General features: G+C 73.2%; 13 protein-coding genes. 9 read left to right on the top strand and 4 right to left on the bottom strand.

The genetic code is table 11. The annotated features are described in order from the left end of the window. The first annotated feature begins 47 nt into the window (after positions 1 to 47). The 6 genes from IO20_RS0119610 (at position 48) to IO20_RS0119585 (ending at position 6,197) form a co-directional block, all read left to right on the top strand. Complete coding sequence (locus IO20_RS0119610; protein WP_030551470.1) at positions 48 to 1,025, top strand: ABC transporter substrate-binding protein; 978 nt, start codon at positions 48 to 50, stop codon at positions 1,023 to 1,025. Positions 1,026 to 1,074: 49 nt separating this feature from the next. Continuing rightward, positions 1,075 to 2,091: an LLM class flavin-dependent oxidoreductase gene (locus tag IO20_RS0119605; protein WP_030551471.1), complete on the top strand. Its 1,017-nt coding sequence runs from the start codon at positions 1,075 to 1,077 to the stop codon at positions 2,089 to 2,091. Positions 2,092 to 2,114: 23 nt separating this feature from the next. Beyond that, a complete protein-coding gene (locus IO20_RS0119600; RefSeq protein ID WP_037635847.1) occupies positions 2,115 to 3,395 on the top strand; it encodes an NtaA/DmoA family FMN-dependent monooxygenase in 1,281 nt (426 codons plus the stop codon). A 5-nt stretch (positions 3,396 to 3,400) separates the two neighbouring features. Beyond that, on the top strand, positions 3,401 to 4,189 hold the full coding sequence (locus IO20_RS0119595; RefSeq protein ID WP_030551473.1) for a DUF1684 domain-containing protein: 789 nt from the start codon (positions 3,401 to 3,403) through the stop codon (positions 4,187 to 4,189). A gap of 199 nt (positions 4,190 to 4,388) precedes the next feature. Beyond that, entirely contained in the window at positions 4,389 to 5,255 is an 867-nt protein-coding gene (locus IO20_RS0119590) for a S1 family peptidase (RefSeq protein WP_245684981.1), read from the top strand. Between the two features lie 48 nt (positions 5,256 to 5,303). Further along, on the top strand, positions 5,304 to 6,197 hold the full coding sequence (locus tag IO20_RS0119585) for a S1 family peptidase (RefSeq protein ID WP_030551476.1): 894 nt from the start codon (positions 5,304 to 5,306) through the stop codon (positions 6,195 to 6,197). 65 nt (positions 6,198 to 6,262) lie between these two features. Here IO20_RS0119585 and IO20_RS0119580 read toward each other — a convergent pair whose 3' ends face one another. Further along, positions 6,263 to 7,300, bottom strand: coding sequence for an ABC-2 transporter permease (locus tag IO20_RS0119580; protein WP_030551478.1), 1,038 nt, complete (start codon positions 7,298 to 7,300; stop codon positions 6,263 to 6,265). 170 nt (positions 7,301 to 7,470) lie between these two features. Between IO20_RS0119580 and IO20_RS0119575 the strand changes: the two genes are divergently transcribed. Then, entirely contained in the window at positions 7,471 to 10,932 is a 3,462-nt protein-coding gene (locus tag IO20_RS0119575) for a DNA polymerase III subunit alpha (protein WP_030551480.1), read from the top strand. 38 nt (positions 10,933 to 10,970) lie between these two features. On the opposite strand, the gene IO20_RS0119570 is transcribed toward IO20_RS0119575, so the two are convergent. Both IO20_RS0119570 and IO20_RS0119565 read right to left on the bottom strand, forming a co-directional pair. Continuing rightward, a complete protein-coding gene (locus IO20_RS0119570) occupies positions 10,971 to 11,525 on the bottom strand; it encodes a Clp protease N-terminal domain-containing protein (protein ID WP_030551482.1) in 555 nt (184 codons plus the stop codon). Then, a complete protein-coding gene (locus tag IO20_RS0119565) occupies positions 11,525 to 11,734 on the bottom strand; it encodes a helix-turn-helix domain-containing protein (protein ID WP_026058749.1) in 210 nt (69 codons plus the stop codon). Before IO20_RS0119565 ends, IO20_RS0119570 begins: the two co-directional genes overlap by 1 nt. A 66-nt stretch (positions 11,735 to 11,800) precedes the next feature. Between IO20_RS0119565 and IO20_RS0119560 the strand changes: the two genes are divergently transcribed. Continuing rightward, positions 11,801 to 12,760, top strand: coding sequence for a DNA polymerase Y family protein (locus tag IO20_RS0119560; protein ID WP_030551486.1), 960 nt, complete (start codon positions 11,801 to 11,803; stop codon positions 12,758 to 12,760). 190 nt (positions 12,761 to 12,950) lie between these two features. Next, complete coding sequence (locus IO20_RS0119555; RefSeq protein ID WP_030551488.1) at positions 12,951 to 13,832, top strand: esterase/lipase family protein; 882 nt, start codon at positions 12,951 to 12,953, stop codon at positions 13,830 to 13,832. A gap of 19 nt (positions 13,833 to 13,851) precedes the next feature. Here the strand turns inward: IO20_RS0119555 and IO20_RS0119550 are convergent, their stop codons facing one another. Then, positions 13,852 to 14,868 carry a lytic polysaccharide monooxygenase auxiliary activity family 9 protein gene (locus IO20_RS0119550; RefSeq protein WP_030551490.1) on the bottom strand — a complete coding sequence of 339 codons (1,017 nt, stop codon included), beginning with the start codon at positions 14,866 to 14,868 and terminating at the stop codon, positions 13,852 to 13,854. Positions 14,869 to 15,002 lie beyond the last annotated feature (134 nt).

Raw genomic sequence — 15,002 nt, 5'->3', positions numbered from 1 at the left:
CTCCATCTCCTATTTCCTCCTCTCTCTTCTCCCACAGGAGCACCACCGTGAAGACCCGTCGTAGCCTCCTCGCCGCCCTCGCCTCGCTCACCGCCCTCGGGGTCCTCACCGCCTGCGGTTCGGGTGACGCCGCCGTCGACAGCATCGCGCCCGCCGACGGGAAGCGGAGCGGCGGCATCAACCTGAGCCCCGAGCAGAACCGCATCCACACCCCCAAGGTCGACGCCCTCGCCGGCCTGCTGCCCGAGGCCGTCCGCAAGAGAGGCACGCTCGTCCTCGGCGTCTCCGCGACCAGCAACGCGCCGCTCGCCTTCCGCGCCACCGACGACAAGACGCTGATCGGCGTCGAGGTCGACCTCGCCACCCTGGTCGCCGACGCCCTCGGCCTGAAGCCCGAGTTCAACCCGGTCGCCTGGGAGAACCTCTTCGTCGGCCTCGACAGCGGCAAGTACGACGCCGTCTTCTCCAACGTCACCGTCACCGAGGAGCGCAAGGAGAAGTACGACTTCGCCACCTACCGCCTCGACGACCTCGCCTTCGAGGCGAAGAAGGGCTCCGGCTGGACAGTGAAGGGCCCCGAGGACGTGGCAGGGAAGAAGATCGCCGTCGGCTCCGGCACCAACCAGGAGAAGATCCTCGTCGACTGGTCCGCGCAGAACGAGAAGGCCGGCCGCGAGCCGGTCGACATCACGTACTACCAGAACACCTCGGACTACTACCTGGCGCTCCAGTCCGGCCGGATCGACGGCTACCTCGGCCCCAACCCCGTCGCCGCCTACCACGTGCTCTCCGCCGGCCAGACGGAGATCGTCGGGAAGTTCTCCGGTGCGGGCGCCGGCCTCCAGGGCAAGATCGCGGCCACCACGAAGAAGGACAGCGGTCTCGTCGCCGCCTACGCCGCCGCCCTCGACCACGTCATCGAGAACGGCACCTACGCCCAGGTCCTCAAGCGGTGGGGCCTCGACGACGAGGCCGTGAAGAAGTCGGAGATCAACCCGCCGGGCCTGCCGCGCACCGGGAACTGACCCACCCCGCACCGTGCCGGGAGACCGCACCCGTTCCGAGAGAGACCGCATGACCAGCATCCGAACACTCCACCTCGCCGCCGAACTCGCCCCCGGACCCGAAGGCCCCCCTGTCACCTCCGCCGCGCGTACGGTCGCGCTCGCCCGGCTCGCCGAGGCCGCCGGGCTCGACTTCCTCACCCATGACGACTCCTTCGCCCGGCCGGGCCTGGACGCGCTCGCCGTCCTCGCCCGGGTCGCCCCCGAGACCCGCTCCATCGGCCTCGTGCCGACCGTGACCACCACCCACACCGAGCCCTTCCACGTCCAGGCCGCCGTCGCCACCCTCGACTGGGTGAGCCGGGGCCGGGCCGGCTGGCGGATCGCGGTCTCCCCGACCGGGGCCGAGGCCCGGCTCTTCGGCCGCCGCCCCGTCCCGCCCGCCGCCGAGCTCTGGCAGGAGGCGGGCGAGGTCGCCGAGGTCGCCCGCAAGCTGTGGGACAGCTGGGAGGACGACGCCGAGATACGCGATGTGGCGACCGGCCGGTTCGTCGACCGCCGCAAGCTGCACCACGTGAACTTCCAGGGCTCGACCTTCTCCGTGAAGGGCCCCTCGATCGTCCCCCGCCCCCCGCAGGGCAATCCGGTGACCGTCGTCGACGCCACCCGCCCCGCGGCCAGGGAGACCGCCGCCCACCACGCCGACGTGGTCCTGATCCGGGCCGGCTCCGCGGAGGAGGCCGCGGGTCTCCGCGCCGAACTGCACCGGGCGGCCCGCGCCCACGGCCGCGACCCCGGGCAGCTGCGCGTGCTGCTCTCGGCGACCGTCGACCTCGACACGTACGAGGGCGGGCCGGGGGCGCTCGCCGAACTGATCGCCGGCTGGCACGGCGGCGGCGCGGTCGACGGCTTCCACCTCGTGCCGGCCGTGCCCGAACGGGACCTGGCGCGGTTCGCCGCGGACACCGTGACCCGGCTCCGGGACCGCGGCCTCCTCCGTACGGCCTACGAGGGCACCACCCTCCGCGACCACCTGGGGCTCGTCCGCCCCGCCGGTCAGTACGCCACGACGGGAGCAGGCGCGTGAGCACACCCCCCGCCCGGAAGCGGATCCATCTCGCCGCACACTTCCCCGGCGTCAATTCCACCACCGTCTGGTCCGATCCACGCTCCGGGTCGCAGATCGACTTCTCCTCCTTCGAGCACCTCGCGAGAACCGCGGAGCGCGGTCTCTTCGACTTCTTCTTCCTGGCCGAGGGGCTGCGGCTGCGCGAGCACAACGGGCGGATCCACGACCTCGACGTCGTCGGCCGGCCCGAGTCGATCACCGTCCTCAACGCGCTCGCCGCCGTCACCGACCGGCTCGGCCTGGCCGGCACGGTCAACGCCACCTTCAACGAGCCGTACGAACTGGCCCGCAGGCTCGCCTCGCTCGACCACCTCAGCGCGGGCCGGGCCGCCTGGAACGTGGTCACCTCGTCGGACGCCTTCACCGGCGAGAACTTCCGGCGCGGCGGCTACCTCGACCGGGCCGACCGGTACACCAGGGCCGCCGAGTTCCTCGCCACCGCCCGGGAGCTGTGGGACTCCTGGACCCCGGACGGCCGCCCGCGGCCCTTCGCCCACGACGGGCCGCAGTTCGGGATCGAGGGCGAGTTCACCGTCCCGCGCTCCCCGCAGGGGCATCCGGTCGTCATCCAGGCCGGGGACTCCGCCGAGGGCCGGGAGTTCGCCGCCTCGGCCGCCGACGTGATCTTCACCCGGCACTCCACCCTGGAGGCCGGCCGGGAGTTCTACGCCGACGTCAAGGGGCGGCTGGCCCGGTACGGCAGGGAGCCGGGCGACCTGAAGATCATGCCGGGAGTGACGTACGTCCTCGGGGACACCGACGCCGAGGCACAGGAGGAGGCCGCCGAGATCCGCCGCCTCCAGGTCTCCCCGCAGAACGCGATCCTCGCCCTGGAGCAGATCTGGGGCCGTGACCTGTCCGGCTACGACCCCGACGGGCCGCTCCCGGACGTCGATCCCGACCCCGACTCTGCGCTCGTCCAGGGCCGGGTGCGGGTCGCCGACCCGGTGGCGGTGGCCAGGAAGTGGCGGGCGCTCTCCGAGGCGAAGGGCCTGTCGATCCGGCAGACGGTCATCGAGTCCGCCGGCCGGCAGTCCTTCGTCGGCAGTCCGGCGACGGTGGCGGCGGCCCTGGAGGAGTTCGTGGCCACGGACGCCGCCGACGGCTTCATCCTCGTCCCGCACCTCACTCCCGGCGGTCTCGACGACTTCGTCGACCGGGTCGTCCCGCTGCTCCAGGAGCGCGGGGTCTTCCGTACGGAGTACGCCGGCACGACGCTCCGGGCGCACCTCGGGCTGCCCGAGCCCGTATGGAAGGGTTGAGCACCATGAGTACGGATCCCCAGCAGGACTGGCAGCACTGGCACGAGCAGCGCGAGGCCGCGGTCTCCTCCTCGTACGGCCCTCTCTCCCTCACGGGCACCCACTGGCTCGCGGACTTCCCGGAGGGGCGGCTTCCGGGCGTTCCCGGCGAGTGGCGGGAGGACGGCGACGAGGTCCTCCTGTCGGCGGGCGCGGAGGACGCGGTCACCGTCGACGGCAAGCCCCTCATCGGCACGGTCGGGCTCACCGCCGACCACGGCCCGATCCACGAGTCCCGCGTCGAGTCGGCGGGCCGGCGGCTCGTGGTGCTCCGGCGCGAAGGGCTGTGGGCCGTACGGGACTTCGACCCGGAGTCGGAGGCGCGCCGCGCCTTCCGGGGCATCGAGGCCACTCCGTACGACGAGCGCTGGGTGGTGCCCGGCGTGTTCCGTCCGTACGCGGAGACCCGCAGCGTGCGGGTCGAGAACGCCGACGGCAGGGAGCGCGGTCTCGGGCTCTCCGGGGAGCTGGTCTTCGACCTGCACGGGGGCGAGCACACCCTGCAGGTGGCCGTCGAGGACGACGGCTCCCTGTGGGCGGTCTTCGCGGACGCCACCAGCGGCCGGGACAGCTACCGCTTCCGCTTCCTCCGCCCGGCGGCTCCGGCCGAGGACGGTTCGGTGACGGTGGACTTCAACCGTGCGCTGCTGCCGCCCTGCGCCTTCGCCGACCACTTCATCTGCCCGTTCCCGCCGCCCGGGAACACGCTCGACACCGCGGTGGCGGCGGGGGAGCGGCTGCTGAGCCGCTCCTGAGCAGGGCTTCGACCCGATGCGACACCGATGACGGGTGCCCCCGGCCGGGACGGCGGGGGCATCCGTCCGTTCGGCGGTCTTGTGCGTCCGCTCCGAGGGGGCCACTATCGCTGACGGTGCATGTCAGGAACACGTCACCTGGCGGCGCTTCGCGGGCCCGCCATCCACGGGCCCCTCCGCTTTTCCCAGAAGGAGAATTGTGAGGAGCACAGTGAGGAACACCCGCACCCGTCTGCTCGCCCTCGTCGCCGGAATCGCGGCCGTGACGGCCATCGGACTCCCCGGAGCCCAGGCCGCCCCCGCCCCCGGCCCGGCCGGAGCCGCCCAGCTCGCCCGCGCCGACGCCGCCGTCGACGCCGCAGGGGTCGGCGGCACCGCCTGGTACGTGGACAGAGCGGCCGGCCGGGTCGTCGTCACCGCCGACTCCACCGTCACCGACGCGGGGATCGCGAAGATCCGCGCGGCGGCCGGTGCCGACGCCGGAGCCCTCCACGTCCAGCGCACCCCCGGCGTCTTCAAGCCCCTGCTCGGCGCGGGCGACGCCATCTACGGCAGCGGCTACCGCTGTTCGCTCGGCTTCAACGTGCGCAGCGGCAGCACGTACTACTTCCTCACCGCCGGCCACTGCGGCAACGTCGTGAAGACCTGGTACGCCAACTCGGCGCAGTCCACCCTGATCGGCGCCACCGTCGGGTCCAGCTTCCCCGGCAACGACTACGCGCTCGTCCGCTACGACAACGCCTCGCTCGCCCACACCGGGGGCTTCACCGCCGCCGACGCCTACGTGGGGGAGCCCGTCAAGCGCTCCGGCTCCACCACCGGCACCCGCAGCGGCACCGTCACCGGCCTCGACGCCACCGTGCACTACTCCGGCGGCGGCACCGTCCGCGGCATGATCCAGACCAACGTCTGCGCCGAGCCCGGCGACTCCGGCGGCGCGCTCTACGACGGCACCAAGGCGCTCGGCCTCACCTCCGGCGGCAGCGGCAACTGCTCCACCGGCGGCACCACCTTCTACCAGCCGGTGCCCGAGGCGCTCGCCAAGTACCGGGTCAGCCTCTACTGATCCCCGCGCACCGATCCGCACCTTCCCCCCACTCAGGAGGAACGAGAAGTGAGGAACCAGCGCACCACCCGCACCCGTACGATCCGGACGCTCGCCGTCACCGCCGGGCTCGCCGCCGCCGCGGCCCTGGCCGTCCCGACGGCGAGCGCGGGCACGACGCAGACCTTCGGCGCCTCCCAGCTCTCCGCCGCGAGCGACGCCGTGCTCGCCGCCGACGTGGCGGGCACCGCCTGGCACGTCGACACCGCCGGCGGGAAGGTCGTCGTCACCGCCGACTCCACCGTCTCCCCGGCCGAGATCGCGAAGATCAGGCAGCAGGCGGGGGCCAACGCCGGCGCGATCCGCGTCGAGCGGACCCCCGGGAAGTTCACCAAGCTGATCTCCGGCGGCGACGCGATCTACGCCGACGCCGGCTGGCGCTGCTCGCTCGGCTTCAACGTCCGTGACAGCGCGGGGACGTACTACTTCCTCACCGCCGGTCACTGCACCGACGGGGCCGGGACCTGGTACTCCAACTCCTCCCGCTCGACGGTCCTCGGCTCCACGGCCGGATCGAGCTTCCCGGTCAACGACTACGGGATCGTCCGCTACACCAACAGCACGGTCACCAAGTCCGGCACCGTCGGCAGCGTCGACATCACCAGCGCCGCCAACGCCACGGTCGGCATGTCGGTCACCCGCCGCGGCTCCACCACCGGCACCCACAGCGGCTCGGTGACCGGCCTCAACGCCACCGTGAACTACGGCGGCGGGGACATCGTCTACGGCATGATCCGCACGAACGTGTGCGCCGAGCCCGGCGACTCCGGCGGCCCGCTCTACTCCGGCAGCCGCGCCATCGGACTCACCTCCGGCGGCAGCGGCAACTGCTCCTCGGGCGGAACGACGTTCTTCCAGCCCGTGACGGAGGCGCTGAGCGCGTACGGGGTCAGCGTCTACTGATCCCCTGATCCCCTGATCCCCCGGACCGATGGCCCCCGCTTCGGCGGGGGCCATCTGCGTGGGTCCTACGCGCGGACCTCGTCCAGCTCCCCCGCGATCGGCTCCGACTCGGGCTTGCGCTTCAGCGAGGACATCACCAGGGTGACCGCCGCGCCGACGACCGCCCAGGCGGAGAGGACCAGCATCGAGCCGGTCATGTCGTTGCCCTTGAAGTACGCGATCGAGCGCGCCGCCCAGGTGCCCGCGCCCGGCGGCAGGGCCGGGCCGATCGCGTTCCAGAACGGGGGCAGCATCGGCAGCGGGAAGGCGCCGCCGGCGCTGGGGTTGCCCGCGATCACGATCAGCAGGATCGCCAGGCCGATGCCGACGATCCCGAAGACCGACTGCAGGGCGAGGGTGGCGCTGCCGACGGCGAAGACGACCAGGGCGCCGAGCCCCCACAGGGCGGCGACGCTGCCGGGCAGGGCGCCCAGGATCGGGCCGACGATGATCGCGCCGCCGAGGCCGCCGAGGATCGAGTAGACCGCGAGCGCGCCGAGACGGATGATCGCGCGTTCGCGGTTCGCGGGCCGGGAGCCCGCGCTGATCGCCAGGATCGCGGCGCAGATGTAGCCGCCGACGCACCAGCCGACGACCAGGTAGAAGGCCGAGAGCCCGTCGAAGTCCTCCGCCGAGGCCGGGGCCACGTCGACCGTCCGCACGGTGCGCTGCTGGGCTCCCTCCACCTGCGTGAAGATCGTCTGCAGGGCGGAGGAGAGCACGGTGCCGCCGCCGGAGGCGACGAGCAGGGTGTCGGTGCGGCCGGTCGGGGCGACGATCAGGGCGCCGTCGATGTCCCGGTTCAGGATCTGCTGCCGTGCCGCGGCCTCGTCGGTGACCGTGCGGGGGTCGAGCGGGTCGCCGGGGAGCTTCTCCAGCCGCCCGACGAGCTGGGCCGAGACCTGGGGTGGCGCGACGACGCCGAAGGGCACGTCCCGCGGCTTGGGGTGGTGCAGGGCCCCGACGTACGAGGCGATGAACAGGAGCTGGAGGGCGAAGACGCCGACGACGAGCAGGGCTGCTCGGGGGGTGACGGCGCTTTTCAGTTCATCGACGAGACTCATGCCCCCACGCTCCGGGGAAGGGGATGTTCCCGCAGGTGGGATGGGTCCGAATGGCTGACGGAGGGCAGGTCCGCCCGGCTTATCGTACGGACGTTCGAAATGGGTTAAGGTGAAGAAACAGGGGGTGGGAACATACGTACGAATCGATGCGGGAGTGCGGGAGGTGCGCCATGCCGGGTTTCACGCACCTGCACACCGCGTCGGGCTACTCCCTGCGCTACGGCGCCTCCCACCCCGGACGCCTTGCCGCCCGCGCCGCCGAGCGCGGCATGGACGCGCTCGCCCTGACCGACCGCGACACCCTCTCCGGCACCATCCGCTTCGCCAAGGCCTGCGCGAAGGAGGGCATCCGCCCCCTGTTCGGCGTGGACCTGGCGTACGAGGCGCAGGCGCCCGGATCGGCGCCCGGGCCCGGCGGTCCCGGGCGCGCGCAGGACGTACGGCGGGTGCCGGTGCGGGGCGGGGCCTTCGTCGACGAGTCCGCGCCCCGCGCCCTCTTCCTCGCCCGCTCCCGTACCGGCTGGGCCTCCCTCTGCGCCATGATCACCGCCGCCCACGCCGGAGGCGGGCAGCAGCCCCTGCTGCCCTGGTCCGCCCTGGGCGACGACGTGTTCGTCCTGCTCGGCCCCGCCTCCGACGTCGGCCGCGCCCTCGCCGCCGGCCGCCCCGACCGGGCCGCCCGGCTGCTCGCCCCCTGGCGCGAGCGGTACGGCGACGCGCTGCGCCTGACGGCCGTCGACCACGGCCGCACCGGCACGGGCCCCGGCTCCCTGCGGCTCGCCGCCCGTACCGTCGGCTTCGCCGCCGAACACGGCGTCCGGCCCGTCCTGAGCAACGCCGTCCGCTACGCCGATTCCGGCCAGGGCCCGGTGGCCGACGTCCTGGACTCCGCCCGCCGCCTTGTCCCCATCGACCCCCGCAGGGAGCTCGACAGCGGCCAGGCCTGGCTCAAGGGCGCCGAAGGCCCCGACGGGATGACGGCCGCCGCCGAGCGGATCGTCGAGGCCGCCGGCTTCCGCAGGGACACCGCCCACCGGCTCCTCGACCAGACCGCGGCGGTCGCCGCCGCCTGCCTGGTCGACCCCGAGGACGACCTCGGCATCGGCTCCGCCCACTTCCCCGAACCCCACCTCGTCGGCGCCGAGCACCGCACCGCCCAGCGCGTCCTCGCCTCCCGGGCCGCCGCCGGCATGATCCTGAAGGGGTACGAGAAGCGGCGCGGCTACTGGGACCGGATGCACCGCGAGCTGGACGTCATCGCGCACCACGGCTTCGCCGCCTACTTCCTGACGGTCGCCCAGGTCGTCGACGACGTACGGGGCATGGGCATCCGGGTCGCCGCCCGCGGCTCGGGCGCCGGCTCCCTCGTCAACCACCTGCTCGGCATCGCCCATGCCGACCCGGTCGAGCACGGCCTGCTGATGGAACGCTTCCTCTCCAAGCGCCGCACCGTCCTGCCCGACATCGACATCGACGTGGAGTCCGCCCGCCGCCTGGAGGTCTACCGGGCGATCATCGACCGCTTCGGCACCGCCCGCGTCGCCACCGTCTCCATGCCCGAGACCTACCGGGTCCGCCACGCGGTACGGGACGTGGGCGCGGCCCTCTCCCTGGACCCGGCCGAGACCGACCGGATCGCCAAGGCCTTCCCGCACATCCGGGCCAGGGACGCGCTCGCCGCCCTCGACGAACTGCCCGAGCTGCGCGCGCTCGCGGGGGAGAAGCAGAAGTACGGCAGGCTCTGGGAGCTGGTCGAGGCGCTCGACGCCCTCCCGCGCGGCATCGCCATGCACCCCTGCGGAGTGCTGCTCTCGGACGCCTCGCTGCTCGGCCGCACCCCCGTGGTCCCCACCAGCGGCGAGGGCTTCCCCATGTCCCAGTTCGACAAGGAGGACGTGGAGGACCTCGGGCTGCTCAAGCTCGACGTCCTCGGGGTGCGGATGCAGTCGGCGATGGCGCACGCCGTCGCCGAGGTCGAGCGGGCCACCGGGACCCGTCCGGACATCGACGCGGTACCGGAGGGCGACCCCGAGACGTACCGGCTCATCCGCTCCACCGAGACCCTCGGCTGCTTCCAGATCGAGTCGCCGGGCCAGCGCGACCTGGTCGGCCGGCTCCAGCCCGCGACCTTCCACGACCTCGTCGTCGACATCTCGCTCTTCCGGCCGGGCCCGGTCGCCGCCGACATGGTCCGCCCCTTCATCGAGGCCCGGCACGGCCGCGCCCCCGTCCGCTACCCGCACCCCGACCTGGAGGAGACGCTGAGGGAGACGTACGGCGTGGTCGTCTTCCACGAGCAGATCATCGAGATCGTCCGGATCATGACCGGCTGCCGCCGCGACGAGGCCGACCAGGTGCGGCGCGCGCTCTCGGACCCCGAACTGCAGGGCCGGATCAAGCTCTGGTTCACCCGGCAGGCCTCGGGGCGCGGATACGCGGACGAGGTCGTCGCCCGGACCTGGGAGATCGTGGAGGCCTTCGGCTCGTACGGCTTCTGCAAGGCGCACGCGGTGGCCTTCGCCGTCCCGACGTACCAGTCCGCCTGGCTCAAGGCGCACCACCCGGCGGCCTTCTACGCCGGGCTGCTCACCCACGACCCCGGCATGTACCCCAAGCGGCTGCTGCTCGCGGACGCGCGGCGGCGCGGGGTGCCGGTGCTGCCGCTCGACGTGAACCGGTCGGCGGTCGCTCACCGCATCGAACTGGTGTCTGATTCATCCTCCGGGGCCCGGTGGGGGCTCCGGCTGGGCCTCACCGACGTCCACGGCATCGGCGAGACCGAGAGCGCCCGCATCGAGGCCGGACAGCCCTACGCCTCCCTCCTCGACTTCTGGGAACGGGCCCGCCCCCGCACCCCCGTCGCCGAACGGCTCGCCCAGGTCGGAGCCCTCGACGCCTTCGGCGCCAACCGCCGTGACCTCCTCCTCCACCTCACCGAACTCCGGCGCGTCCAGCGGGGAGCCGCCTCCCACGGCGGGCAGCTCCCGCTCGCCCAGGGCGGGAAGACCGCCCCCGTCGGCCTGCCCGACCTGGACGAGACGGAACGCCTCAGCGCCGAGCTCGGCATCCTCGGCATGGACGCCTCCCGCCACCTGATGAGCGACCACCGCGCCTTCCTCGACGAGCTCGGAGTCGTCTCCGCGCAGCGTCTCCGCGACACCCCGCACGGCAGGACCGTCCTCGTCGCGGGTGCCAAGGCCGCCACCCAGACCCCGCCGATCCGCTCCGGCAAGCGGGTCATCTTCACCACCCTCGACGACGGCACGGGCCTGGTCGACCTCGCCTTCTTCGACGACGCCCACGAGCGCTGCGCCCACACCGTCTTCCACTCCTGGCTGCTCCTGGTCCGGGGCGTGGTGCAGCGGCGCGGCCCCCGCAGCGTCAGCGTGGTCGGCGCCGCCGCCTGGAACCTCGCCGAACTGGCCGGACTGCGGGCCTCCGGCGGCCTCGACGCGGTGGGGGAGCGCCTCGCCGAACCCACGCCGCCGTCCGCCGGAAGCGGCGACTCCGGCCGGCGCGTCACGATGCCCACCGGCTACGAGATGAACCCCTGGGCCGACCTCCGGCCGGCGGGCGAAGGGGCCCCGAGCGGACGGAAGTTGTGGCACAGCAGCCCGGGGAGCGCGGGATGAGCCCCCTCTTCGGCGACCGCCTCAGGCAGCCGTCGCGGTCAGGGCGCCGGCACGCCGGCGACCGCCGCCTCGACGGAGGCGTACGTCACCCCGTGGTCGGCCAGGGCCTCCGCGACGACCCCGCCGGTCGTGGTGAGCGCCAGGAGGATGTGCTCGTCGCCGATCTCGCGGTCCTTGCGGGCCAGTGCCACCCGGAGGGACTTCTCCAGGATGCCCTTGGCCTCCCGCGAGAAGGGGCGGCGGCCCGACCGCCGGCCGGAGTCCTTGCGGTCACCGGCCAGCGCGCCCTCGCCATGGGTCTCCTCCACCCGGGCCACGATCGCGCCGACGTCGATGCCGAGGTCCGCCAGGGCCTCCTCGTCCGCCCGGGAGAGCCCCGCCCGGCGCCGGGCGTCGGTCAGGGCGGCCACCAGGGACGGCCTGCGGTCCGGCGGGCACAGGGCGCGCAGCGCCTCCGTCGCCCGGGTGCCCTCCCCGTCGAGCAGGGCGAGCAGCAGGTGCTCCTGGGTGACGACCGTCGCACCGCCCCGCTCCGCGTGTTCGGCCGCGCCCTTCACCACGGCGCGTGCGGCCTTCGTGAACCGTTCGAACATCACTGCCTCCCGTACTTCTTGTGGACGGCCTGTCGGCTGACTCCCAGTTCGGCCGCGATCTCCTGCCAGGACCACCCCTGGTTGCGCGCGCTGCGCACCTGGACGGCCTCCAGCTGTTCCAGTAGTCGCCGCAGGGCGGAGACGGCCCGTAGTCCGACCCGTGGGTCGCGGTCGCCCGCCCGTGCGGCGAGATCGGTCGCATCGGTCATGCTGTCAACTTACGTTGACGCCTTTCCCGTGTCAACCTTGGTTGACGCGCCCCGGAGGAGGGCGACATGATCCTCTGTGTACGGTTCCGGCTCGAACCGACGGGGGAAGCCCTTTTCCCTCAACTGGTCGATCTTCTCGGCGAGTTCACGCCGACCGTCGAGGCCGCCCCGCCCGGCGAGGCACTCGCCGACGTCCGGGGCGCGCTGCGTTACTTCGACCGGACCCCGGTCGAACTCGCCTCGGTGATCCGGGTCAGGGCGCTCGCCCTGTACGGCGTCGACTGCGTCATCGGCGCCGGGCCCAACCCGATGCTGGCCCGGATGGCCGCCCGCGAGGCCCGGCCCGGCGTCACCCTCGTCGTCGAGGACCCCAGGGCCTTCCTGCGCGACCGGCCGGTCGCCGCCCTCGACGGCGTCGGCCGCGCCACCGCCCGCACCCTCTGCGGCTACGGGCTCGACTCCGCCGGCCGCGTCGCGGACGCGCCGCTCGCCGTACTCCAGCGGCTCGTCGGCGCGAAGACCGGCCGCGACCTGTGGGAACGGGCCCGGGGCGTCGACCGCACCCCGGTCGTCCCGCACGCCGCCTCCCGGTCGGTGGCCGCCGAACGCGCCTTCCCGCGTGACGAGACCGACCGCACGGAACAGCGCAGGGCCCTCCTCTCGCTCACCGAGGAACTGGGCGCACGGCTGCGGACCGAGGGGCAGGTGTGCCGCGGGCTCGCCGTCACCGTGCGGTACGCCGACCGGACCACGACCACCCGGAGCCGCACCCTGCCCGAACCCACCGCGCACTCGGTCGCGCTCACCACCCTCGCGTACGCCGTCCACGACTCCTTCGGCCTCCAGCGGGCCCGCGTCCGGGGCATCGCCCTGCGTGCCGAAGGTCTGACGGGCGCCGAAGGGGCCGGACACCAGCTGTCGCTCGACCCGACGGACGAGAAGGCCCGGCGGATCGAGGCGGTGGCCGACCGGGCACGGGCGAGATTCGGCCCCAGGGCGATCCTGCCGGGCTCGCTGGCGGCCTGACGACCGCTGACGGCCGGACCTCCGACACTTCTTGACGCCACATCACTTTTTACCGACGCGTAACTTCCCAGTCGAGGCTACCCGTGCGTAGCTTGGCTGAAGCGCATCCCCATCGCGCGCCCCCCACTTGTGGTCCGGACCGCAGGGCACAGCACCCCACCTTCCCCTTGAGCCGCAAGGAGATCGCCCGATGCTGCCCCGCAACCCCTGGAAGCACGCGGTCAGAGCGCTGTCCGTCCTGCTCCTGGCCGCCGCCGCCACACTCGCCCCGACCACCGCCGCCTCGGCCCAGGTCGAGACCGTCACCGCCACAAGCCGTGGCTGGAACGACTTCTCCTGCAAGCCCTCCGCCGCACACCCGCGCCCCGTCGTCCTCGTCCACGGCACCTTCGGGAACTCCGTCGACAACTGGCTGGGCCTCGCGCCGTATCTGGTCAACCGCGGCTACTGCGTCTTCTCCCTCGACTACGGCCAGCTGCCGAACGTGCCGTTCTTCCACGGGCTCGGCCCCATCGCCGCCTCCGCGGGGCAGCTCGACGCCTACGTCGACCGGGTCCTCGCCGCCACCGGCGCCCCCGAGGCCGACCTCGTCGGACACTCGCAGGGCGGCATGATGCCCCGCTGGTACCTCAAGTTCCTCGGCGGGGCCGAGAAGGTGAACGCGCTCGTCGGGATCGCCCCCGACAACCACGGCACCACCCTCCTCGGCCTCACCAAGCTCCTGCCGTACTTCCCCGGCGCCGAGGACCTGGTCAGCGCCGCCACCCCCGGCCTCGCCGACCAGATCGCCGGCTCGGCCTTCCTCACCAAGCTCAACGAGGGCGGCGACACCGTGCCCGGCGTCCGCTACCACGTCATCGCCACCCAGTACGACGAGGTCGTCACCCCGTACCGCTCCCAGTACCTGTCAGGACCGAACGTCACCAACGTCCTCATCCAGGACAAGTGCGCGCTCGACCTGTCCGAGCACGTGGCGATCGGCACGGTGGACCGGGTCGCCTTCCACGAGGTGGCCAACGCCCTCGACCCGGCCCACGCGACCCCGACCACCTGCCTCTCCGTGATCGGCTAGGGGCTGAAGGTGCCTTGATCTACCGGGCCGTCCGCCCCCGGCGGACGACCCCGAACAGCACGGCCGCGCCGAGCGCGAGCAGGGCGGCGCCGCTCACCGCGAGGTACGGGGTGACGGCGTCGCCCCCGGTCTCGGCCAGCTCCACACCGGAGCCCGAACCGGCCGCGGGTGCGGGCGCGTTGGGGGAGGCCTCCTGAGCGGGGGCCGTGGAGGCCGCGGCCGACGGGACCGGAGCGGCCGTGGTGGCCGCCGGGGCCGGGGCAGCCGCCGTCTCCCCGGCGCCCGTCGCCGGGTCGCCGTCCCCGTGCCCGCCGTGCTCGACCGAGGACTCGCCCTGGCCCGCCTCGATCTGCTCGTCGCTCGGCGCGGAGGCGCTCGGCGCCGGGGCCGAACCGCCGTCGTCCCCACCGAACACCACGTCCGAGCAGGTGTAGAACGCCTCGGGGGAGTCCGAACGCTGCCAGATCGAGTAGATCAGGTGCCGACCGGACCTCTTCGGCACCGTGCCCTCGAAGACGTAGTCACCGCTCTCCATCCGGGGGTCGGTCACCGTCGCGAACGGCTTGTCCTCCAGGTCCGACCACGCCAGCGGCTTCGACGGGTCGTATCCGTCCTTCGTCACGTACAGCGCGAACGTGCCCCGGTGCGGCGCCGTCCCCTTGTAACGGAACGTGTGCGCACCGGACTTCATGCCGCTCGCCGGCCAGTCGGCCCGCGCCAGGTCGAGACCCCGGTACTTGTCGTTGCCCGCGCTGCACAGCTTGCCGTCCGGGATCAACCGCCGGTGCTGCCCGGCTGCGTCGGCGATGTTCACCGCGTTCCAGTCGTAGAACGCCTGCGCCCCGCTCGCCGCCACCGCCGCCTTGCACGCCGCCGACCGCGGGGACTCCGGCCCCTCCGCGTAACAGGCCGAGACCCGGCTCACCGGATCCGTCATCGACCCGTGCGCGGACGCGGGAACGGAAGCGAGCCCGGAGAACGCCAGAACCGCGGTGACGGCGACGGCCGTACGGCGGGAAGTCGGGCGAGAAGTCATGGGGGGACAGCTCCTTCACAAGGGCGGGACGCGGGGGTCGCAAGGAAGCTAGCCGCCCGCGCCCGCGAAAAAGCCCGTGAAGAAGGCGAGACGCCGATTCTTAGGACCGCTTTAAGGCACAGGTAAGAAGCGCC

The sequence above is a fragment of the Streptomyces exfoliatus genome (assembly GCF_000725545.1).
In the GTDB taxonomy this organism is placed as follows: domain Bacteria; phylum Actinomycetota; class Actinomycetes; order Streptomycetales; family Streptomycetaceae; genus Streptomyces; species Streptomyces exfoliatus.
This window is presented reverse-complemented; position numbering and strand designations above follow the sequence as displayed.

What these genes read in the sequence shown, in the direction of transcription:
- IO20_RS0119605 (WP_030551471.1), top strand. Translation starts at nt 1,075, where the DNA reads ATGACCAGCATCCGAACACTCCACCTCGCCGCCGAACTCGCCCCCGGA.
- IO20_RS0119595 (WP_030551473.1), top strand. Translation starts at nt 3,401, where the DNA reads ATGAGTACGGATCCCCAGCAGGACTGGCAGCACTGGCACGAGCAGCGC.
- IO20_RS0119580 (WP_030551478.1), bottom strand. Translation starts at nt 7,300, where the DNA reads ATGAGTCTCGTCGATGAACTGAAAAGCGCCGTCACCCCCCGAGCAGCC.
- IO20_RS0119575 (WP_030551480.1), top strand. Translation starts at nt 7,471, where the DNA reads ATGCCGGGTTTCACGCACCTGCACACCGCGTCGGGCTACTCCCTGCGC.
- IO20_RS0119570 (WP_030551482.1), bottom strand. Translation starts at nt 11,525, where the DNA reads ATGTTCGAACGGTTCACGAAGGCCGCACGCGCCGTGGTGAAGGGCGCG.
- IO20_RS0119565 (WP_026058749.1), bottom strand. Translation starts at nt 11,734, where the DNA reads ATGACCGATGCGACCGATCTCGCCGCACGGGCGGGCGACCGCGACCCA.
- IO20_RS0119560 (WP_030551486.1), top strand. Translation starts at nt 11,801, where the DNA reads ATGATCCTCTGTGTACGGTTCCGGCTCGAACCGACGGGGGAAGCCCTT.
- IO20_RS0119555 (WP_030551488.1), top strand. Translation starts at nt 12,951, where the DNA reads ATGCTGCCCCGCAACCCCTGGAAGCACGCGGTCAGAGCGCTGTCCGTC.
- IO20_RS0119550 (WP_030551490.1), bottom strand. Translation starts at nt 14,868, where the DNA reads ATGACTTCTCGCCCGACTTCCCGCCGTACGGCCGTCGCCGTCACCGCG.